Below are 24,464 nucleotides of genomic sequence, written 5' to 3'. Positions count from 1 at the left end.
TCCTTAGTCAAGCAGAACAAGCTCGATGGAACAAGTGTCTGACATCGGCCTTTTTTGCTCACGTCGCCATCCACTAAAGTACTGACTGTGACACAGACCTCATTCAAGCCGCTTGAGCATATCACCGTTATTTCCACCGCAATCAATCTGCCCGGACCGCTGGCAGCGGCCCGGCTTCGAGACCTGGGGGCCACGGTCATTAAGGTTGAAAATCCCGCCGGCGATCCCCTACAGCTCGGGGTTCCGGACTACTACGCCGAGCTCACCGCGGGGATCGAGGTCGTCCAGGCTGACTTGAAGACCGAGCAGGGACAACAGCAACTGGTGGATTTGGTGTCCAACGCGCAAGTGTTGATTACCTCTATCCGCCCGGCCGCGGTGACCAAATTGGGCCTGGATCAGCTCGTGCGTCGCTTCAATCTCGTGCACGTAGAAATTGTGGGTTTTGATGGGGAGCGGGAAAATGAGCCAGGCCATGATTTGACCTATCAGGCCCGCCACGGCTCACTGGCTCCACCCGCCATGCCGTTGATTCTGGGTGGTGATTTCCTGGGTGGCGAGCGCGGTGCCACGGCCGCGTTGGCCGGCCTGCAACTGCTACGAGATCACCCGGAGATCACCGACGGGACGGTACAGCGGGTGGTGTTGGATCATGCCGCCCAGTGGGCGGCGGCACCAGCGCGATACGGGATGACAACTCCGGGCGCCCCGTTGGGCGGCGGCAACCCGTTCTATCATATGTATGACACCGCCGATGGTGTGTTGGCGGTGGCGAGTTTGGAACCGCATTTCGCCCAACGAACCGCACAGCTGTTGGGGTCCTCGGCCGAAGAGCTCGCCCACCAATTTGCCTCACGCACCAATGCCGAATGGATGGCGTTTGCCCGAGAACACGATCTGCCGTTTGAGCCGGTGACGATCGCCGGGCACTAAAGACACACCTTTAGACACAACACCAGGGGCCCATCCATCGGACAGGCCCCTGGTGAGCGTCTCAGCGAGTGTGAGGTGCTTAGGCGGTCTTCTTCTTCCGCAGCACCATCAGGGTCACACCACCAACCAGTAGCGCACCCGCGATCAGCAGAGCGATGATCGCCACGCTAGTACCGGTGTTAGCCAGGCTACCGGACTGATCAGCGTCAGCGGCAGCAGCATCGTCACCGGAGCCAGCACCCTTGTCGTCCTGATCGGTAGCGGCGTCATCCTCGGAGGTAGTGTCGTCCTCATCGGAACCAGCAGCGTCCTGATCGTCGTCACCGGTGGTGGCGTCGTCGTCCTCGTCACCAGCGCCGGGGCCGCGACCCTGATCGTCAGCGTCGTCCTCGTCACCAGTGCCGGGGCCGGGCAGAGCGTCACCGGCCAGCAGGTCGAAGCTCAGCTTAGCCACATCGGTGTTATCGATGTACTGACCGCGAACCGGGTCTTCACCCTGGACGTAGTTCAACACGGAGTCAGCACCAGCACCCTGAGCGAAGAACGGAACCAGAGCCTGAGTGTGGTCGCCGGAGTACCAGCCGTCAACGGGAAGCTGGCCAGCTTCACCGGTGATCTGAGTCCAGGCGGTACCTGCACCGGGGCCGGAGAGGAAGCCGGTCTCGTGGTCAGCGGTCACCATCACCAGGGTCTCATCCCAGCTGGAGTTTTCCTCAACCCAGTTCACGACGGTATCCACAGCGTCGTTGAATTCGATCTGCTCTTCGAGGTTACCGGTGGTGGCGTTAGCGTGACCGGCCCAGTCAATGGCGCCGCCTTCGATCATGGTGAAGAAGCCCTCGTCGTTCTGCTCCAGAACGTTCAGGGCAGCGTCGGTCAGTTCAGCCAGGGTCGGCACGTCGTTCTTAGCGATTTCATCGGGCAACGGTGCTTGGCCTTCCTCGAGGGGAACCCCGTCTTCACGACCGGCATCGCGACGTGGCTCAGCTTCGGCCAAGGCGGTGCGGTCAAACTGCAGGGTTTCTGCCACCGGCACCAGGCCGAATAGGGACTCCGGAACGTTGTTACCGTTGGCCACGTCCTTCAGCTCAGCGGTGGTCTCCAGGAAGGTGAAGTCTGTGTTGCCCTCCTGCAGGTCGGTGTACTGTTCCTCGGTCAGCCACTTCCAGTTGGCCTCGCGCTCCTGACCGTCCACATCGTAGAGCGGGTGACCGGCACCGATAATGACGTCCAGCTCACCGTTGATCATCTGCTCGGCGATGGCGTGGTTTTCACCACGATCGGCAACGTGTGCACCCCAGGAGGCCGGGGTGGCGTGGCCGAAGGGAACCGAGGAGACCACACCGGTGGCCAGACCCTTCTCCGCAGCGTACTCAGCGAAGTTCTCGACTGGTTCGCCGTCAGCATCAACGCCCAGGGAGCCGTTGTGGGTCTTGTGACCGGACGCCAGAGCGGTACCGGAGGCAGCGGAGTCGGTCGGGTTGTTCTTCACCCAGTCAAAGTCAGCCCAGGCGGCTTCGGGATCGTAGACCGGTGAATCCAGCGAGTGGTGGGACATGCCAATCTGCAGGTCGAACTCTTCGTACGACTGCTGGGGGTTGTCACCGTAGTCTGACTGGTGTTGTTGCTGATCGTTCTCGGGATCAACCGAGATCTGCCAGTTCGACTCACCATTTTCAAACAAGCTGGCGGAGTCGACGTGGTTATAACCCATACCATCACCGATGAGCAGGATGATGTTCTTCGGGGCCTGGGCGGCCTCGGGGGCGTTAGCGGTTTCTTGCGCCGTGGCGGAGGGGGCTACCAGCGATGCGGTTGCCACCGTTGCAGCAGCACCCAAGGCGATGCGGCCGCACGTGGAGCGGAAAATACGCATTATTAACGAGTCCTCTTCGTCGTGGTTGAGAAAAACGGTACCGAACAGCATTCGGCACTGCGCTCCACGCTACGAAGGCCACAAAGATATATCGTTAATCTCTTTTTCAAGGTTTATAACGATTCAGTAAACATACAGCAAACAGGGCCGGGACCTGGGGAATGAGCGATCGCGGCCCGGCGTCAGAGGGCCACAGATTTAGTATTTCGTAACCTTTGGCACCGCGACGTGCTTGAGGCCTTCCACCCCAAACTCGAGGCCGAATCCAGATTTCTTAATGCCACCGAATGGCACCCGCGGATCTATCGCACCGTGCTGATTGATCCAGGTGGTACCGGCCTGAAGCCGATCGGCAACCGTCAGTGCCCGCTGTCGATCACTACTCCAGACCGAGGAACCCAGACCGACGTTGAGCTCATTAGCCCACGCAATGGCCTGGTCTAGGTCCGTGTAGCGGATGACCGGCAACACCGGGCCGAACTGTTCTTCTTGTACCAGCGGATTGGACTGATCGATATCGGCCACAATAGTTGCGGGATAGAAGTACCCCGCCTGGTCGGGATCGGGGTTCCCACCGGTCACCATCCGGGCCCCGCCCTCGCGGGCTTTGTTGACCAGATCGGCAACGATGTCGTACTGCTGTTGGTTCTGCAATGGGCCCAGCACGTTATGCTCCTCCAGACCCACACCCATAGCAACGTTGCTGGCTTGTTGGGCTAGCTCGTCGACAACCTGGTCGTACAAAGCCTCGGGAACATAGAGCCGCTTCATGGCCGCACACGTCTGTCCGGTGTTAATGAAGGCACCCCAGAACAACTCTTCAGCCAGCGCCTTCGGATCGGCGTCGTCCAACATGATGCCGGCGTCATTACCGCCCAGCTCCAGGGTCAGGCGCTTCAGGTCCGTCGCGGCCGAGCGCATAATGGCCTGGCCGGTGCGGGTCGAACCGGTAAACATCACCTTGTCCACGTCCTGGTGCTCCGTCAGCGCCGCACCGATCTCGCCGCCCCCGGCCACCACCTGGAGCACCGCCTCAGGTAGGACCTGGTTGACCACGGCCACCAATGCCTGGACGGATAACGGAGTGTATTCGGAGGGCTTGAGAACCACAGTGTTGCCCATTTTGAGTGCGGCGCCGAACTGCCAGGTGGAGATCATCATCGGCCAGTTCCAGGGGCCCACCGCACCCACCACACCGACGGGTCGATAGCTCAGCACTGCGGTGCCGGACTCATCGTCCACGAGCACCTCGTCATTGAGCTCGAAGGACGCGGTGGCGCGGAGCCATCCCGCAACCGCTCCCACTTCGAAACGAGCGTTCGGGCCGTTCAACGGCTTGCCCACCTCACGGCTGAGCAATTCGGCAAGAGCCTCAGCGCTGGCTTCGACCGCATCGGCGACACGGTTCAGATACTCGGACCGCTTGTCACCACCCAGCGCAGCCCATGCTGGCTGAGCCCGCTTGGCCCGCTGTACGGCGGCGTCAACGTCATCGACGCTCGCCTGTCCGGTCGAGCCGATTACCTCGGCGGTGGCCGGGTCTTTAACCTCCACGCCACCATCGACGGTGACAGCTTCTAGCAATCCTTGATATGTGGTGAGATCGGCAGTCATCTCTTGTCCCTTCATCAGAGTGTTGTTACTCCACACCCTAACCCCGACACATGAGACGTGAGCCACACTCAACACTGCACTGCGCTGGCGCCCAAGCGTTGTGCAGGAATCGACAAGACACTTCAAGTGATCTGGCTCACACTAGAGAGACCTAGTTTCCAGTGAAGGACAGATCATGACAACCACGACCCACACCACCCCCGCGCCCCGACGGATCGGTACCGTGTCCCTGGTCTTGGTGATCATTGCCGCCTCCGCCCCACTGACGGTGATGGCTGGCGGGATCCCAACTAACTACGCGGTCTCCGGCATGCTGGGTGTACCACAAACCTATATCATGCTCGGATTGCTGCTGGTCGTCTTTGCGGTGGGATTCGCCGCGATGAGCCGACACCTGCATAATGCCGGAGCGTTTTATGCCTATGTCTCAGCCGGGCTGGGGCTCCGCCAAGGTATTGCAGCCGCCATTCTGGCCCTGGTCTCCTACAACATGATGCAAATCGGGCTCTACGGTCTCGTAGGGTTTGCTTCCTCCAACCTGCTACGAGAACTCACCGGCCTGGAGGTGTCCTGGTGGCTGATGGCCATGCTCTGTTGGGCCCTGGTCGCAATTCTGGGCATCAACTCCATCGATCTATCCGCCAAGGTGCTGGGCGTGGTCGTAGCGTTGGAGTTCCTGGTCGTGATCATCGTCGATGTGCTGGCACTTGCGGTGGCACCTGAGGGAGCCACCGCTGATGCCTTTGCCCCCGATCAGTTCTTTGCCCCCGGTATCGGCGTGCTGTTGGCCTTTGGGATTGCGGCCTTTATGGGCTTTGAGTCTGGTGCGATCTACTCCGAAGAGGTCGCCGACCCCCGTCGCACCGTGGCCCGAGCCACCTACATTGCACTGATCACCATCGCGATCTTCTACGCGTTCTCCGCGTGGGCCTTCGGTATTGGTATTGGCCCCTCGCAGGTGGTCGAGCGTTCTGCCGAGCTCGGCCCCGATCTGGTCTTCGTGTGGCTCAGCGAGACCAGCCCCGTGCTGGGCCAATTCGCCTCGATCCTGTTCGTCACCAGCCTGATTGCCGTACTGTTGGCCTTTCATAATGCCGCCGCCCGCTACTTTTTCTCCCTCGGCCGCTCCGGGGTACTACCTCGTCAGCTGGCAGCCACCACCGGCACCGGCGCCCCGCTGGCCGGATCTCTCACCCAGTCAGCCCTGGCCGTGGTGGTCGTGATCGGCTTCGCCATCGCCGGCACCGGCCACGAACTCGGCCCGCTGTTTCCGGTCATCACGCTGTTCACCTGGCTGACCAATGCCGCAGCTTTCGGGCTCGTCTTCCTCTTAGCGGTCACCTCCGTGGCGATCATGGCCTGGTTTATCCACCACCCCCACGGCTACGGGCTCTGGGTGCGCGTCATCGCCCCGGCCCTAGCGGCCCTCGGGCTGGCGGTGGTGTTCATCCTGATCTTGGCCAATTTCGATGTGATGATCGACGCTGAGGAAGGCTCCTCGCTGATCTTTATCATGCCCGGCATCATTCTCGGCTCCGGAGTGCTCGGGTTGCTCTGGGGCGAGGTGCTGCGACGTCGCGAACCCGCGGCCGTGCCGAGCGCACCGGCCGAACTTGTCACCGTCGGAAAGGAACACCATGACTGAACCACACGTTGTGATTATTGGAGCTGGCTTCGCCGGACTGCGTGCCGCCCGCGAATTAGAGTCCGCCGGGATCTCGTGCGAGATCGTCGAGGCCCGCGACCGGGTCGGTGGACGAGCCTGGACCGATGAGCGCATGGGGCGCGCGATTGAGCTCGGCGCGACGTGGGTGCACTGGTTCCAAGCCCATGTGTGGCAGGAGATCACCCGCTACCAGCAACCGATTGTCGCCTCACCGGAGCCCGAACTGGTGTACTGGAATTCGCAAGACACCACGCATCAGGGCACCCTACAGGATCTGGATCGGACGATTCAGCCCCCGATGGCCGAGATCTTTGCTCGCTCAGAGCAGTACTTCCCACACCCCTACGATCCGCTCTGGATCCTCTCGGAGGATTTCGACGGGCCCGCGGAGTTGCGCGAGCAGTTCCTGGCCGATGACCAAGCCTCGGTGTTGGACGCAGTGCGGGCCAGCGGGAATTTCACTCAGGAGCAGATCGATCTGGTCGATGCCTACTGGTCGGCCGGGTACGTGGGCTCGCCCCACACTGGGTCGGCGCTGATGGCCAAACACTGGGTTTCGCTCTCCGATCACCGGCTTCGTCTGTTGGATGACATCACCCTGAAGTACAAGCTGGTCAATGGAATGAAGGCCCTCTACGAGCCGATGGCGGCCGAGCTGAACTGCCCGATTCGCCTCAATACCCCGGTCACTGCCGTCGACCACGACGGGCACAGCGCCCGGGTCACGCTGGCCACCGGTGAGGTGCGCGAGGCCAGCGCGGTGATCGTCACCGTCCCGGCGGGTGCGTTGCGCACCATCCGTTTCACCCCTGAGCTACCCGAGACGATCACCGCGACCATCGAGCAGGGGTGGAACACCTCGGGGGCGAAAATCTGGTTCAAGGTCAAGGGCCGGCACAAGCTACTGGCCTATGCGCCCTACCCGGCGCCGATGGCCTGTATCCGCTCGGAATACTTCACCCCCGAAGGCGATACCATCCTGGTCGGCTTCGGCCCGGAGGCCTCGGCCGTGGATCTGGAGTCCACCGCTGATGCCCAGCGGATTCTCGACTACTGGCGGGATGACCTCGAGGTGGTGGAGTCTACCGGTCACGACTGGCAGAACGACCCATGGTCGGGCCAAGCCTGGGGCACGTTACGCACCGGGCAGTTCACCGATGCCTGGCACCACTTCGAACGGCTCGAGCCCCCGGTGGTCTTTGCCGGCTCTGAGTTGGCTCGTGGCTGGCGCGGGGTGTGCGTGGACGGGGCCCTGGAGTCGGGACTGACCACCGCCCGGAAGCTGATCACGCACCTGGGTTCTTAACCCGGGCCCGGTAGGCCGAGGGCGATTCGCCAAAGGCCTGTTTGAACAGCTTGGAGACCTGCGAGGCGTCGTGAATCCCGTAGCGGGTACTGATCTGTTGCACGGTCTCGGAGGCATGCACCGGATCGGCGAGATCGTCGCGGATCCGGTGCAACCGCAGGTCGCGAATCATGGTGCTGACCGTGGTGCCGTGCTCGGCGAAGCGGGCATAGAGCTGGCGGACGGAGACGTAGAAGTGCTCGGCAATGCGTTGTGGCCCCAGCTCCGCATCGCCCAGGTGGTCTTCGATATAGGCGGTCGCGAGATGAAACAGCGGATTCTCACTGGTGTCACGTCCTTGGGCCTTGGACGCCTCCAACAGGATGGTGACCAGCATCTGCAAGGATGAACGCACCAGCGACAGCGCGCTGGGGGTATGCAGGATCTGCAAGTTGTTCACCAGGTTTTCAAATAGTGGCACCACCACCCGACCCAGTCCGTGTTCGCGACTGACCGGTGTGGCGGTGACCAGAGAGACTTGTTCTTGCACCAGGTGCAGATACTCTTGGGGGAACTGCATCACCAGCGAGCGCTGGGGCCGGTTGAAGACCAGCTCGTAGGGCCGGTGGGTGACGTACAGGGCCAAATCCCCGGGGGCCAGCACTGTGGTCCGGCAGTCCTGGGTCAGCTGGGATTGTCCCTCGATCTGCAACGAAAGCTTACACATGGCCGGTTGGGTGTTTTCGGGCACAACGTGCGGCTGGCACACCCGGTGGGCGTCGGTGGCCATATCCACCAGCAGGATCTCTCCCAGTGGCGCCTGCCGGCGCCCGGCCCGAAACGTCTGCGGGTCGTCTGCGGTGATCGTCAGGTTGTGGAAGCTGTGGGAGATGGCCTCGGTCCACTGGGCCAGGCTCAAGTACTTGTGTGGCGCCGGATGCTGACAGGCGCCGAACTGGTGATCAGGTGCGACAGTCACGGCGCTTCCTGTTCGATCCCCCAGTCTGCCACCAGCTTCTCGGTTCCGCGGGCCAGGATCGCCACATCGGCGGAGACGTTGACGAAGTCGGCCCCGGCGGCCACGTAGTCACGGGCCTGATCGGCGTGGAACGCGTTGACGCCCACGATCTTGCCGACCGCATTCGCTTCGGCCATGACGTGCTTGACGGCGGCAACCACGTCCGGGTGGGTTTGGCGGCCCAGCAGCCCCATCGAGGCGGAGAGATCCGAGGGGCCGATGAAGACTCCGTCCACACCATCGGTGGCCAGAATCTCAGCGGCGTGGTTGACCGCGGTGTGGGATTCGATCTGGACCAACAGGGTCAGGGTGTGGCGGGCCCGCGCCAAGTAGTCGGGGATCCGGGACCAGCGCCCCGAGCGGGCCAGGGCCGAGCCGAGGCCGCGGACCCCGTCCGGCGGGTAGGCCACCGCTGTAGCAGCTGCCCGGGCCTGCTCGGGGGTGTCGACCATGGGCACAATCAGTGATTGCACGCCCAGATCCAGGTATTGCTTGATCAACACTGGGTCGTTATGCGGCACCCGAACCACCGAGAGCACCGGGTAACCGGCGATGGCGCGCAGCTGGGACTGGATGGATTCTAGACTCAGCGGAGAGTGTTCGCCATCGATGAGCAAGTAATCGAATCCGGCCCCGGCACAGATTTCGGCAACCCCGGCGTCACCGGAAGAGACGAAGATCCCCACGATGGGGCCGTGCTGGTCGGGTTTGCCGCTCTGGGCGGGGAACAGATCCCGCAGGCTGGGTAGCGCCCCGGGCAATAGGCCACTGGTGGCAGGGTCTTGGGCGAGGAGTTGTTTTACGCGAAGTGACATGTCACGACTCCCAATGGACCGTAATCGGCGTAGACCGTGTCGTTCTGGTAGACCCACATCGGGCGGGTGAAGGATCCGGCGAGAATCATTTCTCCAGCGGCCAGGTGGTCGCCGTGGCCAGCAATCCGATTGGCCAGCCAGTGCACGCCATTGCCGGGGTGGTTCAACACGCCGGAGGCGACCCCGGTTTCGATAATTTCGTGGTTGCGCCACAGTGCGCCGGCCACCCAGCGTAGGTCCACCGCATCCGGGGAGACCGGCCGGCCGCCGATGACCATAGAGCCCAGGGCGGCGTTATCAGAGATGGTGTCGATGATGGTACGGCCCTGCATCTCGATCCGAGAGTCGAGCACTTCCAGGGCCGGGACCACGTATTCGGTGGCCCGCAGCACATCGAAGAGGGTCACGCCGGGGCCTTTGAGGTCCTGGTGGAGCACGAAAGCCAATTCCATTTCAATGCGCGGGTGGGTGTAGTTCTCCCACTGGTAGACATGGCCGGAGTCGAAGACCTGGTCATCGAAGATCACCCCGTAGTCGGGCTCGTCGATGCCGGTGGCGTCCTGCATGGCCTTGGAGGTCAGCCCGATCTTGTGTCCGACCGGGTGGCGGCCGGCTTCGACCTGGCGTTCGGCCCAGATTTTTTGAATGGCGTAGGAGTCTTCAATCACCATGTCCGGGTATCGGGCGGTCAGGAGCGGGACCGGGGTGCGGTCCCGGTTGGCGCGGTGGAGTTCATCGGCGATCGCAGTGTGGGTCTGGTGATCCAACATGGGCTGTCCTTATGCAATGGGTGCCGGGCGAAAGACTTTGCCCGGGTTCATCAAGTTGTGGGGGTCGAAGGCGGCTTTGATGTTCTGTTGCAGCCGGTACTGCACGTCACCCAGCTCGTCGGGCAGCCACCGGGATTTCAGCACACCCACCCCGTGTTCACCGGTGAGGGTGCCACCCAATTCCAGGGCCATGGTAAAGACCTGTCCGGCTACGTCCCAGATGGCCTCGGGCACCTCGCGGTTCTGGCCGTGGTCTTGACCTTCGACGACAAATACCGGGTGCAGGTTGCCGTCTCCGGCGTGGCAGGCGGTGGGGATTTTGATCCCGGAGGCTTGTTCGAGGTCGCGAATTCGGGCGAAGGCTTCGGCCATTGTGGACCGGGGCACGGCAATATCTTCGACCAGTAACTGTCCTTTGGCCTCCAGAGAGGGGAAGACACTGCGACGGATACCGACCAGGCGCTGGGATTCTTCCGGGTCGTCGGTGATGGCCAGCTCGGCCTGGTGGTCGGTGAGGATCGCCCCAATCTCTTCGGCTTCGGTTGCGGCAGCCGGCCCGTCGGTTTGGATTAGCAGGAAGGAGTTGCCGGAGCCGAAGTTTTCGCCGGTGTGTTCTGTCACCAACGCCACGGTGAGGTCATCGAGTAGCTCCATCATCGCCGGGGTGTGGCCGTGGCGGGTGACCGCTGAGGCGGCCTCTGCCGCATCGGTCACGGTCGGGAACGAGGCGCCTAGGGTGACGGTGCTACCCGGGGTGAGGGGCCGGATTTTCAAGGTGGCCTCGACGATGATGCCCAGGGTGCCTTCGGAACCGATCATCAGCGCGCACAGATCGTAGCCGGTCACGCCTTTGACGGTCTGGTGCCCGACGGTGATCAACGATCCATCGGCGAGCACGACTTTCAACGACAGGACGGCTTCCCGGGTGACCCCATATTTGGCGCAGAGCAACCCGCCGGCATTCATGGAGATATTGCCACCCACGGTGGAGATGTCTTTGGAGGCCGGGTCCGGTGGCCACCAAAAACCCTGCGTGGCCAGGTAGGTGTTGAGTTCTCCATTGAGGATGCCCGGCTGGACGGTGACCGAGCGGTTTTCAGGTTGCAGTTGCAGGATCTGGTTCATCCGGTCGGTGCAGACCATGATCTCGCCACTGCTGCCGATGGCCGAGCCGGCCAGGCCGGTCCCCGCGCCACGAGGCACCATCGGAATCCGATGGTGGAAGCACACCCGTGCGATGTGCTGAACCTCCTCGACGGTGCGGGGGAAGACCGCAGCTGAGGGCACAGTGTCGCTGAGATGTCCGGAACGATCGTATTGATACACACTCAACGCCCGGGGATCGTCCACCACCGCATCGGCAGGTAACTGGTCGCGCAACTCGGCCAGAACGGTGGAGAAATTCTCGGTGGTGCTCATACGGTGTTTCCTTCCAGCGTGGAGGCGGACTGTCTTTCAGTCTAGAGCTGGTTGCCCAGCTTATATTCGCCTTTCTTCCAGTCGGGCATTTCTTCACCGGATTCGCGGGTATAGGAGAAGCCGTCGGCGCCGATGGTGACCTCCATTTCGGAGTCTTCTTCTCGGCTGGTCAACGGCTGCGGATTGCCGTCCAAGTCCAGGACCAGGGAACCGTCGGTGTACCAGGAGGGTACGACCGGGTTGCCCCAGAAGTCACGTCGCTGGTTGTCGTGCACATCCCAGGTGACCACCGGGTTGTCCGGGTCGCCGGTGTAGTAGTCCTGGGTGTAGATCTCCACGCGGTGGCCGTCCGGGTCGCGCAGGTAGAGGTAGAAGGCATTGGAGACACCGTGCCGTCCCGGGCCACGCTCAATGCGGTCGGAGATGCGTAAGGCCCCCATCTTGTCGCAGATCGCTAAGATGTTGTGCTTCTCATGGGTGGAAAAGGCCACGTGGTGCATCCGCGGGCCGTCACCGCCGGTCATGGCGGTGTCGTGCACGGTGGGTTTGCGTCGCATCCAGGCCGCATAGACCACGCCGTGTTCGTCCTGAATATCCTCGGTGACGCGGAAACCTAGATCCTGCATGTAGCGGGCTGCCCGGGGGACATCGGGGGTGATCTGGTTGAAGTGGTCCAGACGCACCAGGGCCCCGGGGCTGTAGAGGTCGTAGCGCCAGGCCAGACGCTCGACGTGCTCCACCTCGTAGAAGAACTCATAGGGGAAGCCCAGTGGGTCTTCCACGCGCACCGAGTCACCCAGGCCCTTGACGAAGCCGTCCTTTTTGCGTTCGACCCGGCAGCCGAGTTCTTCGTAGAAGGCCACGGCTTTGTCGAGGTCCTCCGGGGTGCGCACGCGGTAGGAAAATGCCGCCACCGCGGGCACCTGGCCGGCGCGCAGGATCAGGTTGTGGTGGATGAACTCTTCCATCGACCGTAGGTAGATGGTGTGCTCATCTTCATCGGTGACCACCAAACCGAGCACGTCCACGTAGAACTCGCGAGAGGCGGCCAGGTCGGTGACGACCAGTTCCATCGAGGCGCACCGCAACACATCGGGTGCTTCCACGCTCGGGCTGGGGATGGGGTTATCAGTCTGAATCGGGGTCTCCTGGGAGACGTAGAATCCCGAGGAGGTCAGCGTGCGATCCTTCATATCAGTCATGGTCTCTGTTCTTTCTGTGCTCACGACGGGTCAGCGGCCTGGGGTGCGCTTAGTCCTGCTTGCCGAAGACCGGGTTGTGGACTTCGCCGAGGTTGATGTGCACGGCCTGCTGGTCGGTGTAGAAGTCGATGGAGCGGTAACCGCCCTCTTGGCCCAGGCCGGAGGCCTTGACCCCGCCAAAGGGGGTGCGCAGGTCGCGGACGTTATTAGAGTTCAACCACACCATCCCGGCCTCAAGGTGCTGGGCAAAATTGTGGGCGCGCTTCAGATCGTTGGTCCAGATGTAGGCGGCCAGACCGTACTTGGTGTTATTGGCCAGCTGAAGGGCTTCTTCTTCGGTGTCGAAGGGCGTAATGGCCACGACGGGGCCGAAGATTTCTTCCTGGAAGATCCGGGCGTCCGGGGAGACATCGGCGAAAACGGTGGGCTGGACGAAGTTGCCGTCGGGAAACTGCTCGGGACGGGAGCCACCGGCGACCAGGTTGGCTTCGTTCTTGCCGATCTCCACATAGGACATGACTTTGTCGAAGTGCTCGGGGTGGACCAGGGCGCCGACCTCGGTGGTCTTCTCTGAGGGCAAACCCACCGTGACCCGCTTGGCCTGGGCGGCGTAGCGCTGAACGAACTCATCGTAGATCCCGCGCTGCACCAGGATGCGGGAGCCGGCCGTGCAACGTTCACCGTTCAGGGAGAACACGCCGAAAATGGTGGCGTCAATTGCGGTCTGCAGATCGGCATCGTCGAAGACCACGGCCGGGGATTTACCGCCCAGCTCCATGGACAGACCCTTCAGATAGGGGGCGGCGTTGGCGTAGATGATCTCACCGGTCTTCGATTCACCAGTGAAGGAGATCAGCGGAACGTCGGGGTGCTTGACCAGCGAGTCACCGGCGAAGCCTTCTTCACCGAAACCCTGGACCATGTTGAACACACCGGTCGGTAGTCCGGCCTCTTCAAAGATGCCCGGCCACAGCGACGCTGACAGCGGGGTGAATTCGGCCGGCTTGAGCACCACGGTATTCCCGGTGGCAATGGCCGGGCCGAGCTTCCAGGATTCCAGCATGAACGGGGTATTCCACGGGGTAATCAGCCCGGCCACACCGATCGGCTTGCGGTTGACGTAGTTGGCCTGGCGGCCCGGCACCTTGAAGGCGTTATCGTGCTGGGCGACAATCAGGTCGGCGAAGAACCGGAAGTTCTCGGCGGCACGACGGGCCTGGCCCAGAGCCTGGGTAATCGGTAGACCGGTGTCGAAACATTCCATGGCGGCCAGCTCGTCACCGCGGGATTCGACCACATCGGCGATCTTGTGTAACACGCGGGAGCGTTCGCGTGGCAACATAGTCGGCCAGGGGCCGTTGTTGAAAGCGTCCTTGGCGGTAGCCACGGCACGGTCGATATCTGCTTTCTTCCCGGAGGAAGCCTTAATGTAGGTCTCGTTGGTGACCGGGTCGAGCACCTCGAACGTGTCGCCGTCGAGGGAATCAACGAACTCGCCACCGATGTAGTGACGGATCTGATCGGGCAGGTTGGCGGGGCGTTGGGAGGTGGCAGTCACGGTCAGTACTCTCCTAGGGTCGATCGGTTCTGGTGTTCGGGGCTGTTCAGGTAGCTGGTCAGCGTGGCGTTGCGGTGGTCTCGGGCGACTTGTTCAATCTCGATCGCGGACGCATGGCCGGCAATGAGGTCCAGAATGTGGGCGTGTTCGGCCACCGATTCTCTGGCGCGTCCGGGCACGAAGGAGAAGGTGGATTCCCGCAGGTGGTTCAGCCGGTCCCATTCGGCATAGACCAGATCGGTCAGTCGCTGGTTCGGGCACCGAGCGAAGAGCACCTGGTGGAAGGCCTGGTTGGTTTTGGTGAAGCTGGCCGGGTCGAAATGTGACAGCGAGCGCTGCATCTGCGCATTCAGCGCCCGGGCTTCGGCCAGATCATCGGCGCTCACATGCGGGGCAGCCGCGGCGGTGGCGGCCCCTTCGAGAATGCCCACGGTCTGCATCGAGTTGATGTACTGGGATTCATCCACCATCGATACGTGTGCGCCCACATTGCGCTGATAGGTCACCAGTCCTTCGGCTTCCAACTGGCGGATGGCCTCCCGCACCGGGACCACCGACATATTCAGGGCATCACCGATGGTGGCCAGCACCAGCCGGTAGCCGGGGCTGAATTCTTGGGTGAAGATCCGTTGCCGAATCCACCGGTAGGCAATCTGGGCTTTGGACAATTGCTCGGTCTCGGTTGTGGTCGGTGGGGTCATCAGTTCTGGTCCTCGGTTTCGGCGGCGTAGCGCTCATAGGCCTCTTTCTGTTCGCCAGTGGGCGGGAAGGTGCCCTTGATCGGTGCGCCGTCTCGAACCTGGTTGGCCACCCACTCATCCTGGTGCTCTGTGGCCAGAGCGGCCTCGACAACTTCGTCGGCGAGATCGCGCGGGATCACAAGCACCCCGTCGTCGTCACCAACGATCACGTCGCCGGGGAGCACCGTGGCGTTGCCGCAACTAACGGCCACATCGACCTCCCAGGGCACGTGCTTACGCCCCAATACGGCCGGGTGCGAGGTCTGGGTGAAGACCGGTAGGCCGATGCGCTGAACCTCGGCGTAGTCGCGGACTCCCCCGTCGGTGACCACACCGGCGGCACCGTTGTACTGAGCGCGCAGGGCGAGAATATCGCCCAGAGTGCCCGACCCGGCTTCACCGCGAGCCTCAATGACAATGACTTCGCCGGGCCGGACGGCATCAAAGCACTGTTTTTGGGCGTTGTAGCCACCGCCGTGGCTACCGAAGAGGTCCTCACGGTTGGGCACAAAACGCAGGGTCTTGGCCACCCCGACCATCTTGGTGCCCGGGGTCTGAGGCTTCACGCCTTCGATGACGACGTTGTTCAGACCGCGGGAACGCAATTGAGCCGACAGCCCGGCGGTGGGCGCTACCTTCAGCTTGGTCCGCAACTCATCAGGGAGCGCCGCGGTGGGATCTGCAACCGGTGGCAGACCGGCGGCTTCACGGGATCCCCAGGCGTCTTCGGCTTGCTTTTCATCGACAGCCGGCAACGTCCCAAGCGCCGGGTCGAAGTCGCCGGGGCCCTCCGTAATGTGGGTGATCAGCCGACCCGAGGTGGGTGCGCCCGTGGCGGTGGGGGCATCGACCTCGACCTCCACGGTGTCGCCGGGGGCCACCACTGACGAGCCGGCCGGGGTACCGGTCAGGATCACGTCACCGGTTTCCAGGGTCATGTGCTGCGACAGGTCGGCCACGAACTGAGCCAGCGGGAAGATCAGCTGGTCCTCGGAGGTGCCATCCTCCTGGACCAGCTCACCGTTGACCCAGGTGCGCAACCGGAGTGCGGTCGGATCAATGCTTTGGGCGTCAATCACGGTCGGGCCCAGGGGCGTGTAACCGTCCCGGCCCTTGGAGCGGAGGTTAGAGCCCTTATCTGCCGGGCGGTAGTCGTAGATGCCCAGGTCGTTTGCGGCGGTCACCCCAGCCACATGCTTCCAGGCGTCTTCGAGGCAGACCCGGCGGGCCGGTTCCCCGATGATCAGGGCGATTTCGCCCTCAAAAGCCATCAGCTCGGTCCCGGCGGGGCGTGCTACGTCGGCACCGGAGCCCGATAAGGAGCTCGTGGGCTTAAGGAAATAAGACGGGGTGGCCGGGCGCCGACCGCGCTGGGCGGCGCGAGACTCAAAGGCCACGTGCACCGCAATAATCTTGCCCGGGGTGACGAGAACGTCGTGGAGAGGGTTCGGCATGCAGGCCTCCTGCTCAGCAGATCTGAGAGTATTCGAAATCGTATATCATCCTATGCGATGGGGTCAGGGTGTCACAATCACTTATTTGCTGCATCGCCGTGACGTTCTTGCCAGCGCTGAGCGCAGGCGATACCGGCATCGTCTGGGTTTTCCGGAGATTTCAGGGACTCGTACTTCTCGTTGTAGACCCGCAGGTATTCTTCCGCGTTCTCGAAATCCAACGAGTCCATCACATCCAACCAGGTTTCCTCGGCCCCCTCGGCAGCGATGTCTTTCCATTTCTGAGTTTCCTCATCGGACCAAGTGTCGAAATCTTCCACGTCCGGGGAGTCGAGCATCTCATCACAGATATTTTCCAGCTCACCGTTGGCAACGTCAATGGTCTTGCCCTCATTGAATTCCTTCGTTACGTCATCCACGGTGGCCTGCAGGTCCTCAGGCAAGGACTCGTAGGAGTCTTTATTCCACCACATGCCGTAGGCGGTGTATTGGTCAAAACCAGGGTCGACCCAATAAGGAAGTTGTTCGGTGATGGCAAAGTTCACGCCGAAGTCCAGCGAGGAGGCCACCGAGTCAATTACTCCGCGCTGTAGTGCCTCATAGGTTTCTCCGGCGGTGATGGCGCTGACATTCATCCCGGCATCTTCCAGCGAGCGCTGAGTGACCGGACCGGCTGCGCGAGCCTGAAGCCCATCGAGATCTTCAAACCCATCAATCGGGGTCTTCGCCCCAATGAGTAGCGCGCCCACCGGCCACGTTGAAACGTGTTCCAGGTTAGCTTTCTCCATAACCTCTTTGGCTGGCTCGTACTCGCGGTGGAGTTCGTAAAGCGCCTGGGTAGCTGCTTGAATGTCATCGGTTTTGAACGAGATGGATAGTACCGAGGTGGTGGGTAGCAGGTGTGGGGTGTAATCGGTGACGGTTAGTCCGAAGTCGGCACGGCCGTCACGTATACAGTCTGCGACATCGGCCATATCGCAGATGGCTTGGAAGGGGGTGCGTTCAAAGGCGATACGCCCATCGGAAGCTTCTTCGACCGCGTCCATATAGGCTTCGGCAACCAGCTCGTGCTGGGTCCCTACGCTGGCGCCGTTGGCTTGGGTGAAGATGTATTCGGCATCGGTCTGATCTGCTCGTTCCCAGTCGACCACGCCCTCTTCACAGGCGCTCAACGTCAGCGAGCCAGCCACGATACCGGCGACCGCCAGCAAGCCACGGGTCGAGGTTCGTGCGCGACGGGCAGTTTTTGTCGTCCAATTCATGAGTTCACTTCTTTCTGCGCCAGGGCTCATCCAGGGCTAGTTCTGTACTAATCCGGGCAAAAACAGGATCAGATCCGGGGTGAAGAAGAAGATCAGGATCAAGATCATGTCGATAACAAAGAACGGAATGATACCGCGGAAGACGGTCTCGGATTTCACGCCGGTGGCGCCAGAGACGACGAAGGCGTTGATGCCCACCGGCGGAGTAACCATGCCAATTTCGATGAATTTCACGATCAGAATGCCCAACCAGATTGGGTCGAAGCCGAATTCTAGGGCGACCGGCAGGATCAGCGGAACCGAGATCATCAGCAGGGACAACGATTCCAGCACCATCCCCATCGGTACCAGGCACAACAGTAGAATCAACATGATCCAGGTCGGTGACAGGTTCCAGCTACTCACTGCGTCGGTGACCATTCCCGGCACGCCGGCGGAGACGAAGAAGGCTGAGAGAATTCCGGAACCGATGATGATAAAGAAAACCATCGCGGTGGTCCCCGCCGTGGATTCCAGGGCGCCTTTAATACCCTGCCAAATGCCCTTGGCGCCTTGTTTACGCAATTCCCAGATCAGAATCAGCACCGCGGCAATCGCGCCGAATGCGGCGGACTCGGTGGCGGTGAAGAGCCCGGAGTACATCCCGCCCAGCACGATGGCGAACAGCAGAAGAATGTAGCCCAGACCGCGCCACGGCAGAGAGGACAACGGGGCGTGGCGACGGTTTTCCGCCTGGATGGCTTTGGCTTGGCTCAGGGCATCTTGGACGTTGTCTGCGTCTGCGACAACCTGGCCACGACGGCGGAGCTGCCAGCCGGCAAAGCCGATCCAGATGGCATAGGCCAACGCAGAGAGCACGCCGGGGACAATACCGGCGGCCAGCATTTCTCCTACCGATTGCTGAGAGAGGATGGCGTAAAGGACGAGGAAAGTCGAGGGCGGAATCATCGAGCCCAGGGTTCCGGCCACCGCAACCAAGGCGGTGGCCATGTGAGCCGGGTACCCAGATTTACGCATTTCTCCGACAGCCAGGCGCGCCATCGTGGCCGCGGTACCGATCGAGGAACCGGAGACTGCAGAGAAACCGGCCGAGGCGACCACAGTGGCGACACCAAGCCCGCCGGGAAAACGGCTCAACACGCGGTCGGCGATGGCGAAGACGTATTCGGCCACATGGGCTCGTACTGCGAACATGCCCATGAGCACGAACATCGGCACGATGGTCAATGAGAAGGATGCGATCTGGGAGAACGGGTCAGCACCGAGTTCCAGGGTGGCATGGTTAAATCCATGCAAAAGCACCAGGCCGATGGCACCGGCCAGACCCAAGGAGACGGCCACGGGGACTCGGAGCAGTAGCAGTGCCAGCATCAGCACCAGCACGAGGATCACGACAGCGCCGAGACTCATGATGCACGGCCTCCTTCGGCGGTAGAAGTTGCGATGCTGGCGGATGTTTTGGAGACGACATCCGGCTGGTCGGCCAGAGCGGCTTGGACCTCATCGGCGTGGCCGGTGGGTTCTTGGCCACGCAATGTGCGCACCAGGTTAAGGACGGCTACCAACAACAGAGAGAGCAGGCCGATCGCCAGGATCCAGCGCATCGGGTACATCGGCCACTGCACGATGCCAAAGCGGGTTTCACGGAAGATGAAGGAATCGATGGCGCGCATGATGTTGGCATAGGAGAGCCAGCCGGTGTAGAGAGTCACCAGGGCCCAGACGAAGACATTGGTAGCTCTGGTCAATCCGGGGCCAAAACGGTCGGTCACCAGGGAAACCGCGACGTGTTCGCCGTTCAGTCCGGCCCAGGCCAGACCGAAGGCTACGGCGGTCACCATGGCTGTTTCGGCGATTTCGATCATGCCCGGTAACGATGCACCAGTGATATTGCGTGCAAAGACATCGATGGCGATGGCGATGACCATCACGACGACTGCGATTGCTGAGAGCACTGCGAGAAAACGAACCGCAATGCGTATTAGTTTCTCCATGGTCCACTGCTACTTTCTCAGGGTGTGAGTGTGATGCGAGAGGGCGCTTTGACCGCTGCGTAGTGGTCTAGGTCATACCCGCTGAGCTCAGACTATATACGATTTGAGATCTCATGTCATATAGACCACATGACATCATTCACAGTGGCAGGGCGGTATACAGCGTTAAATCCCAGCGATCTCTTGCATATACGGGGCGACGATGCTCCCGTCGACGCGACAGTCCAATACGAAGGTGCCGTGTGCGCCGTCGGCAACCCACTGGGTGAAGTCCTTCAAATCGTTGAAACTGCGGATCACGGAGGCGCGAGCGCCCAGGCTGGTGGCCAGCCCGGCGAAGTCGATCTCGCCGACGCGCATGGGTTCTTCGGCCAATCCCTTACTGCCGTATTGGAAGACCTCAGCCCCATAGGCGGCGTCGTTGAAGACGATGACCACGGCGCTCTTGGCAGTACGGATCAGGGATTCAGCGTCAGCGAAGGCCATCATGCCACCCCCGTCACCGGTGACCAACACAGTGGTTTTCTCCGGGGCAGCGTGAGCAACTCCGACAGAGGCGGAGAAACCCAGCCCAATAGTTTGGAAGGCTGTGCCCAGCAAGATCATGTGGTCGATCTCGGACACGTCGAAGAACATATTGGGCCAGCCGATGAAGTGGCCACCATCGGTGATGTAGATCCGGTCTGGTGGCAGCAGCTCGTTCAACCGGGTGCTCAGCGCGCGGGGGTCGAGCCCACCGGCGGGGCCGAATTCGGTGCCGGTCTCATAGGCGCGGAGCTCGCGAGCGGTGTCTTCGGTGTTCTCGGTCTTCGCCCGCGACTCGGTCGCAGAGGTGGTGGCTTTATACGCATCCAGTAGCGCGGGGACGGCGGTAGCGGAATCAGCGCTGAGGAACTGGTTGACGCGGGCGTGGGTGGCCTGTGGTTCGCTGTCAATCTGGATGACGTGCGCCTCGGGGCCGAAGGCCTCACCAAAGGCCATGGTGAATTGGTTCAGTCCGGCTCCCACTACCAGGACAACATCGGCTTCACGTATGCGCTGGGCGGAGCCCGGGGCGGCGAATCCTCCGCACACGCCCAAATCGGTGAATCCATCGGTGCCATCGGTGCGGAACAGCCCGCGCCCGGGTGCGGAGGTAGCCACATCGGCGCCGAGCAGGCCGGCCAGTTCACGCAAGGCCCCAGCACAGTGACGGGCACCGCGACCACCCAGAATGAGTGGCTGGGAAGCCTCTCGCAAGGCAGTGGCCATGTTGTGTATGGTCTCGGTATCGGCTACCGGGCTCGGCGCCTTAGGGGTGAGCTCAGGGATGACGGCACCATCGGCGCTGACCTCGACGATGGCCAAGTCATAGGGAATCGCGAGGACCACGGGGCGTTGTAGCGACACGGCTTGTTCCACAGCAGAGATGGCCACGGTACCGGCATTGGAGGGCTCAACGGTCAGTGTCGGCACGTCCATGGAGGCCGCTGCGGCGGTTTGGTCTATATCCCAGGGGCGACGCCCCGGAGTGGGCTGGTCACCGACCACCAGGATCAGCGGGACCCGCGACAGCGAGGCTTCAGCGAGCGCGGTCAGCGTGTTGGTAAAGCCCGGCCCGTAGGTCGTGGTGGCCACCGCGAGTTCTTGGCGCACCCGATAGTAGGCATCGGCGGAGGCTACCGTGGCGACTTCGTGGCGGACCGGCACGATATCGGTGCCGAGCTGATGTAGCGCGTCAATGAAATAGGCATTGCCATTGCCCATCAGCCCGAAGAAGGCGGAGGCGTGGCGGTGCAGGGCATCGGCAAGAACGGCGGCAACAGTTGGCATATGAAACGCTCCCAACAGACAGATATGTCGATCGATTCCATATATGTCTGGCTCTTCACCGAAGAGTTAGCGTCTCTTTTTCAAACGCCAGGCCGAGAAGGCGTCACAGTTGGTTCAGCCCACTATGACCTTCGACACCCCTACCTTAAAGTACACACCCCAGCTTCAACAAGTCCGGTCTCAACTGTGCACAGGCCTTCCAAGACACGGTTGAAATGCTCGCCCGTGGCGTGGAAAAGACTCAATGCTCCAACCGATCCCAGCCGGCCGTCCTCGAAGCGCACTGGGATCGCGACGCCGTACAGCCCGGGGATGACCTGACTGTAGGACTCCGCCCAACCGCGCTGCCTGATCTCGTGGACATTGGCTCGCACCTCGTCGCTGATGTCCTCTGGCCAACAAGCCTCGTCCATGATCGCCAAGATCGCTCTTCCGGTGGCCCCGTCCTGGATGGGATGACGCGCGCCGGGGCGCTGGGCGATGACGGTTTCTTGGTGTGGAGGTTCCACGCTGGTGACCGTCAAACATTCCCCGCGGTCTTCGATAGCCAGAAAGCAGGTCATGGCTAACCGTTGAGCGGCCAGGGTCAATAAGGGCAGGGCAGTGGCACGCATATCTCGCTCGACCGAGGCACCCAAGGCCACGAGTCGTACACCTAGCGCGAGTTTCCCCAGCTGATCACGCACCACCAGCCCGTGGTCTTCCAGGGTACGCACCAGCCGGTAACACACCGAGCGGTGCAGCCCCAAAGCGTGAGCGACCTGGCCGATGCTCATCGCAGACGGGGAATTAGCGAGCACTTCCAGTACTCGAAGACCGCGACTGAGGGTTTGCGATCCTGCGGACCGAGTAACCGGGTCTGCCACGACACACCTCCTTGTAAGCCAGCTCATATTTCCTCTATGATCTGACTCATAAATTCGATAATAGAGTTTAGTGTTCGATTATAGAACACGCTCTACGGCACGATCTACTCTGTCTTTTCCGACAAGGAGTGAACCACCGATGCATTTCCACGAACACGGCTATGTCTCCGAAGACCCCCGAATTCGTCCTGCTGCCGGCTACGGCCTCAATCGCAGCGACAAACTCCCCGACGAAATGGACGTTCTGATTGTCGGAACCGGTCCGGCCGGTATGCTGGCCGCCGCCCAACTGTCCTACTACCCCGAAGTCAATACCCGCATTATTGAACGCCGTGAGGGACGTCTGGAGATCGGCCAGGCCGACGGTATTCAGGCCCGCTCGGTGGAGACCTTCCAAGCCTTTGGCTTCGCTAGCGAAATTATCGACGAGGCCTTCTGGCTCACCGAGATGTGTTTTTGGAAGCCGGACCCCACCAACTCCGAGAACATCATTCGTACCGCCCGGACTCCCGATGACCCTTCCGGCATCTCCGAGTTCCCACACCTGATCGTCAACCAGGCACGCGTATTGGATGGCTACGCCGAAGCTGCACTGCGGGCCCCGGGTCGGATTACCCCGGATTATGGGATTAAGTTCCTCGGACTGAGTGTGGACCGCGAGCAGGACTACCCGGTCGAGGTCCAGGTGGAGTACGTAGCCGGCCCCCGGAAGGGCGAACAACGCACCGTGCGCGCCAAGTACGTCGTGGGTTGCGATGGCGCCCACTCTCGCGTCCGCGATTCCATCGGGCGGGTGATGAGTGGCGATGTCGCCAACCACGCCTGGGGTGTCATGGACGTGCTAGCTAACACCGACTTCCCGGATATCCGCACCAAGTGCGCCATCAACTCCAAGCACGGCCAGATTCTGCACATCCCTCGCGAGGGTGGACACCTGTTCCGCATGTACGTGGACTTGGGTGAAGTGCCTCTGGATGATGACCACAAGGTGCGCGACACCCCGATCGAGGAAATCATCCGCAAGGCCAACGACATCATCACCCCCTACACCCTGGATGTGAAGTCCGTGGCCTGGAACTCGGTTTACGAGGTAGGACACCGGTTGACCGACCACTTCGACGATGTCGACACCGCAGACCGCGACCGGTTGACCCCGCGCGTGTTCATCACCGGCGATGCCTGTCACACGCACTCGGCCAAGGCCGGTCAGGGTATGAACGTGTCAATGCAGGACGGTTTCAATATCTCTTGGAAGCTGGGCCAGGTGCTGTCGGGGCGCAGCCCCGAGACCCTGTTGCACACCTACTCGGATGAGCGCCAAGAGGTCGCCAAGAACCTCATCGACTTCGATAAGGAATGGTCGACCCTGATGGCCACCCCGACCGAAGAGCTGCCCGATCCGACATACCTGGAGGACTTCTACGTCAAAACCGCCGAGTTCCCGGCGGGCTTCTTGACTGAATACCGTCCCTCCATGGTCACCGGCGGCACCGAGCACCAGGAGTTGGCCGCCGGGTTCCCCGTGGGTAAGCGCTTCAAGTCGGCTACGGCCATGCGCGTCTGCGACGCCAACCCGTTGCACATCGGCCACCAGGCGGTGGCGGATGGTCGCTGGCGACTGTACGCCTTTGCGGACCGCCCGGCCTGTGGCGAGCACGATTCCAAGCTCTCAAAGCTGGCCGAGTGGTTGGAGACCTCCGCGGACTCACCGTTTGTGAAATACCGTCGCGAAGGCGATGACATTAACGCTCAGATTGAGCCGAATGTTATCTATCAGCAAGACACCGCGAGCTTCGACTGCGTGGATGCCCCGACGATCTTCCGCCCCAAAGTCGGGAAGTTTGGCCTGGAGTACTGGGAGAAGATCTACGCCACCATACCGGACGAGGACATCTTTGAGGATCGTGAACTTTCTCGCGACGGTGTGGTCGTGATTGTCCGTCCGGACCAGTATGTCGCCGCTGTGTTACCACTGGATGATGTGGACGGTATTGCCGCCTACTTCGATGCGGTGTTGACCACCAACTAGGCGTGCTACAAGCGTGGCAAAGACACTGGCGGGCCGGTGCCTTCATCAATCGAGGTGACCGGCACCGGCCTGTCGTGAAGGCTATCAACAAGTCCGACTAGACCGCTGTAGTAACGGGAGCTGCCTCGCGTTCGGGGTGTAGGTCGGATTT

19 protein-coding genes are annotated in these 24,464 nt (G+C 61.6%); 4 read left to right on the top strand and 15 right to left on the bottom strand.

Annotated features, from left to right (window positions below; all coding sequences use genetic code 11):
* The first annotated feature begins 87 nt into the window (after window positions 1-87).
* Window positions 88-933 (top strand): CoA transferase, encoded by an 846-nt coding sequence (locus tag DCC27_RS10365; protein WP_110110422.1) that lies wholly within the window; start codon window positions 88-90, stop codon window positions 931-933.
* A gap of 79 nt (window positions 934-1,012) precedes the next feature.
* Here DCC27_RS10365 and DCC27_RS10360 read toward each other — a convergent pair whose 3' ends face one another.
* Together DCC27_RS10360 and DCC27_RS10355 are read right to left on the bottom strand one after the other, a co-directional pair.
* Window positions 1,013-2,860: an alkaline phosphatase gene (locus DCC27_RS10360; protein ID WP_110110485.1), complete on the bottom strand. Its 1,848-nt coding sequence runs from the start codon at window positions 2,858-2,860 to the stop codon at window positions 1,013-1,015.
* Window positions 2,861-3,007: 147 nt separating this feature from the next.
* Window positions 3,008-4,423 carry an aldehyde dehydrogenase family protein gene (locus tag DCC27_RS10355; protein ID WP_110099069.1) on the bottom strand — a complete coding sequence of 472 codons (1,416 nt, stop codon included), beginning with the start codon at window positions 4,421-4,423 and terminating at the stop codon, window positions 3,008-3,010.
* A 175-nt stretch (window positions 4,424-4,598) separates the two neighbouring features.
* Between DCC27_RS10355 and DCC27_RS10350 the strand changes: the two genes are divergently transcribed.
* Both DCC27_RS10350 and DCC27_RS10345 read left to right on the top strand, forming a co-directional pair.
* The gene (locus DCC27_RS10350) at window positions 4,599-6,068 is read left to right on the top strand and encodes an APC family permease (RefSeq protein WP_110110423.1); all 1,470 of its coding nucleotides are present in this window, start codon (window positions 4,599-4,601) and stop codon (window positions 6,066-6,068) included.
* A complete protein-coding gene (locus DCC27_RS10345; protein ID WP_110100793.1) occupies window positions 6,061-7,395 on the top strand; it encodes an NAD(P)/FAD-dependent oxidoreductase in 1,335 nt (444 codons plus the stop codon). Before DCC27_RS10350 ends, DCC27_RS10345 begins: the two co-directional genes overlap by 8 nt.
* Here DCC27_RS10345 and DCC27_RS10340 read toward each other — a convergent pair.
* The 13 genes from DCC27_RS10340 to DCC27_RS10280 all read right to left on the bottom strand — a co-directional run bounded on the left by DCC27_RS10340 (window position 7,376) and on the right by DCC27_RS10280 (window position 22,284).
* Window positions 7,376-8,353, bottom strand: coding sequence for a helix-turn-helix domain-containing protein (locus DCC27_RS10340; protein WP_246840093.1), 978 nt, complete (start codon window positions 8,351-8,353; stop codon window positions 7,376-7,378). The genes DCC27_RS10345 and DCC27_RS10340 overlap by 20 nt on opposite strands.
* Window positions 8,350-9,207 (bottom strand): HpcH/HpaI aldolase/citrate lyase family protein, encoded by an 858-nt coding sequence (locus DCC27_RS10335; RefSeq protein ID WP_110110424.1) that lies wholly within the window; start codon window positions 9,205-9,207, stop codon window positions 8,350-8,352. Before DCC27_RS10335 ends, DCC27_RS10340 begins: the two co-directional genes overlap by 4 nt.
* Window positions 9,192-9,977, bottom strand: a complete 786-nt coding sequence (locus tag DCC27_RS10330) for a 2-oxo-hepta-3-ene-1,7-dioate hydratase (RefSeq protein WP_110110425.1) — start codon at window positions 9,975-9,977, stop codon at window positions 9,192-9,194. Before DCC27_RS10330 ends, DCC27_RS10335 begins: the two co-directional genes overlap by 16 nt.
* Window positions 9,978-9,986: 9 nt before the next feature.
* Window positions 9,987-11,396: an FAD-binding oxidoreductase gene (locus tag DCC27_RS10325; RefSeq protein ID WP_110110426.1), complete on the bottom strand. Its 1,410-nt coding sequence runs from the start codon at window positions 11,394-11,396 to the stop codon at window positions 9,987-9,989.
* Window positions 11,397-11,437: 41 nt separating this feature from the next.
* Window positions 11,438-12,598, bottom strand: coding sequence for a 3,4-dihydroxyphenylacetate 2,3-dioxygenase (gene hpaD / locus DCC27_RS10320; RefSeq protein ID WP_110100796.1), 1,161 nt, complete (start codon window positions 12,596-12,598; stop codon window positions 11,438-11,440).
* 49 nt (window positions 12,599-12,647) lie between these two features.
* A complete protein-coding gene (gene hpaE, locus DCC27_RS10315) occupies window positions 12,648-14,156 on the bottom strand; it encodes a 5-carboxymethyl-2-hydroxymuconate semialdehyde dehydrogenase (protein ID WP_110110427.1) in 1,509 nt (502 codons plus the stop codon).
* Window positions 14,157-14,158: 2 nt separating this feature from the next.
* Window positions 14,159-14,857, bottom strand: a complete 699-nt coding sequence (locus DCC27_RS10310; protein ID WP_110110428.1) for a GntR family transcriptional regulator — start codon at window positions 14,855-14,857, stop codon at window positions 14,159-14,161.
* The gene (locus tag DCC27_RS10305) at window positions 14,857-16,350 is read right to left on the bottom strand and encodes a fumarylacetoacetate hydrolase family protein (protein WP_110110429.1); all 1,494 of its coding nucleotides are present in this window, start codon (window positions 16,348-16,350) and stop codon (window positions 14,857-14,859) included. The genes DCC27_RS10310 and DCC27_RS10305 overlap by 1 nt, the downstream gene beginning before the upstream one ends.
* Window positions 16,351-16,427: 77 nt before the next feature.
* On the bottom strand, window positions 16,428-17,612 hold the full coding sequence (locus DCC27_RS10300; RefSeq protein WP_168186118.1) for a TRAP transporter substrate-binding protein: 1,185 nt from the start codon (window positions 17,610-17,612) through the stop codon (window positions 16,428-16,430).
* A gap of 36 nt (window positions 17,613-17,648) precedes the next feature.
* Entirely contained in the window at window positions 17,649-19,022 is a 1,374-nt protein-coding gene (locus DCC27_RS10295; RefSeq protein ID WP_110110431.1) for a TRAP transporter large permease, read from the bottom strand.
* Window positions 19,019-19,606 (bottom strand): TRAP transporter small permease, encoded by a 588-nt coding sequence (locus tag DCC27_RS10290; protein WP_110098989.1) that lies wholly within the window; start codon window positions 19,604-19,606, stop codon window positions 19,019-19,021. Before DCC27_RS10290 ends, DCC27_RS10295 begins: the two co-directional genes overlap by 4 nt.
* 165 nt (window positions 19,607-19,771) lie before the next feature.
* Entirely contained in the window at window positions 19,772-21,418 is a 1,647-nt protein-coding gene (locus DCC27_RS10285) for a thiamine pyrophosphate-binding protein (protein ID WP_110110432.1), read from the bottom strand.
* Between the two features lie 140 nt (window positions 21,419-21,558).
* Window positions 21,559-22,284: an IclR family transcriptional regulator gene (locus DCC27_RS10280; RefSeq protein WP_168186117.1), complete on the bottom strand. Its 726-nt coding sequence runs from the start codon at window positions 22,282-22,284 to the stop codon at window positions 21,559-21,561.
* 139 nt (window positions 22,285-22,423) lie between these two features.
* Here DCC27_RS10280 and DCC27_RS10275 point away from each other — a divergent pair, with 139 nt between their 5' ends.
* On the top strand, window positions 22,424-24,313 hold the full coding sequence (locus DCC27_RS10275; protein WP_110110434.1) for an FAD-binding monooxygenase: 1,890 nt from the start codon (window positions 22,424-22,426) through the stop codon (window positions 24,311-24,313).
* Window positions 24,314-24,464 lie beyond the last annotated feature (151 nt).

This window comes from Auritidibacter sp. NML130574 (assembly GCF_003185725.2).
Classification (GTDB): Bacteria; Actinomycetota; Actinomycetes; order Actinomycetales; family Micrococcaceae; genus Auritidibacter; species Auritidibacter ignavus.
Note: the sequence above shows the minus strand (reverse complement) of the source record. Positions and strands in the feature narration are given on the sequence as shown.

Coding starts and splice junctions, on each gene's coding strand:
- DCC27_RS10360 (WP_110110485.1), bottom strand. CDS start 2,860: ATGCTGTTCGGTACCGTTTTTCTCAACCACGACGAAGAGGACTCGTTA.
- DCC27_RS10355 (WP_110099069.1), bottom strand. CDS start 4,423: ATGACTGCCGATCTCACCACATATCAAGGATTGCTAGAAGCTGTCACC.
- DCC27_RS10350 (WP_110110423.1), top strand. CDS start 4,599: ATGACAACCACGACCCACACCACCCCCGCGCCCCGACGGATCGGTACC.
- DCC27_RS10345 (WP_110100793.1), top strand. CDS start 6,061: ATGACTGAACCACACGTTGTGATTATTGGAGCTGGCTTCGCCGGACTG.
- DCC27_RS10335 (WP_110110424.1), bottom strand. CDS start 9,207: ATGTCACTTCGCGTAAAACAACTCCTCGCCCAAGACCCTGCCACCAGT.
- DCC27_RS10330 (WP_110110425.1), bottom strand. CDS start 9,977: ATGTTGGATCACCAGACCCACACTGCGATCGCCGATGAACTCCACCGC.
- DCC27_RS10325 (WP_110110426.1), bottom strand. CDS start 11,396: ATGAGCACCACCGAGAATTTCTCCACCGTTCTGGCCGAGTTGCGCGAC.
- hpaD (WP_110100796.1), bottom strand. CDS start 12,598: ATGACTGATATGAAGGATCGCACGCTGACCTCCTCGGGATTCTACGTC.
- DCC27_RS10310 (WP_110110428.1), bottom strand. CDS start 14,857: ATGACCCCACCGACCACAACCGAGACCGAGCAATTGTCCAAAGCCCAG.
- DCC27_RS10305 (WP_110110429.1), bottom strand. CDS start 16,350: ATGCCGAACCCTCTCCACGACGTTCTCGTCACCCCGGGCAAGATTATT.
- DCC27_RS10300 (WP_168186118.1), bottom strand. CDS start 17,612: ATGAATTGGACGACAAAAACTGCCCGTCGCGCACGAACCTCGACCCGT.
- DCC27_RS10295 (WP_110110431.1), bottom strand. CDS start 19,022: ATGAGTCTCGGCGCTGTCGTGATCCTCGTGCTGGTGCTGATGCTGGCA.
- DCC27_RS10290 (WP_110098989.1), bottom strand. CDS start 19,606: ATGGAGAAACTAATACGCATTGCGGTTCGTTTTCTCGCAGTGCTCTCA.
- DCC27_RS10285 (WP_110110432.1), bottom strand. CDS start 21,418: ATGCCAACTGTTGCCGCCGTTCTTGCCGATGCCCTGCACCGCCACGCC.
- DCC27_RS10275 (WP_110110434.1), top strand. CDS start 22,424: ATGCATTTCCACGAACACGGCTATGTCTCCGAAGACCCCCGAATTCGT.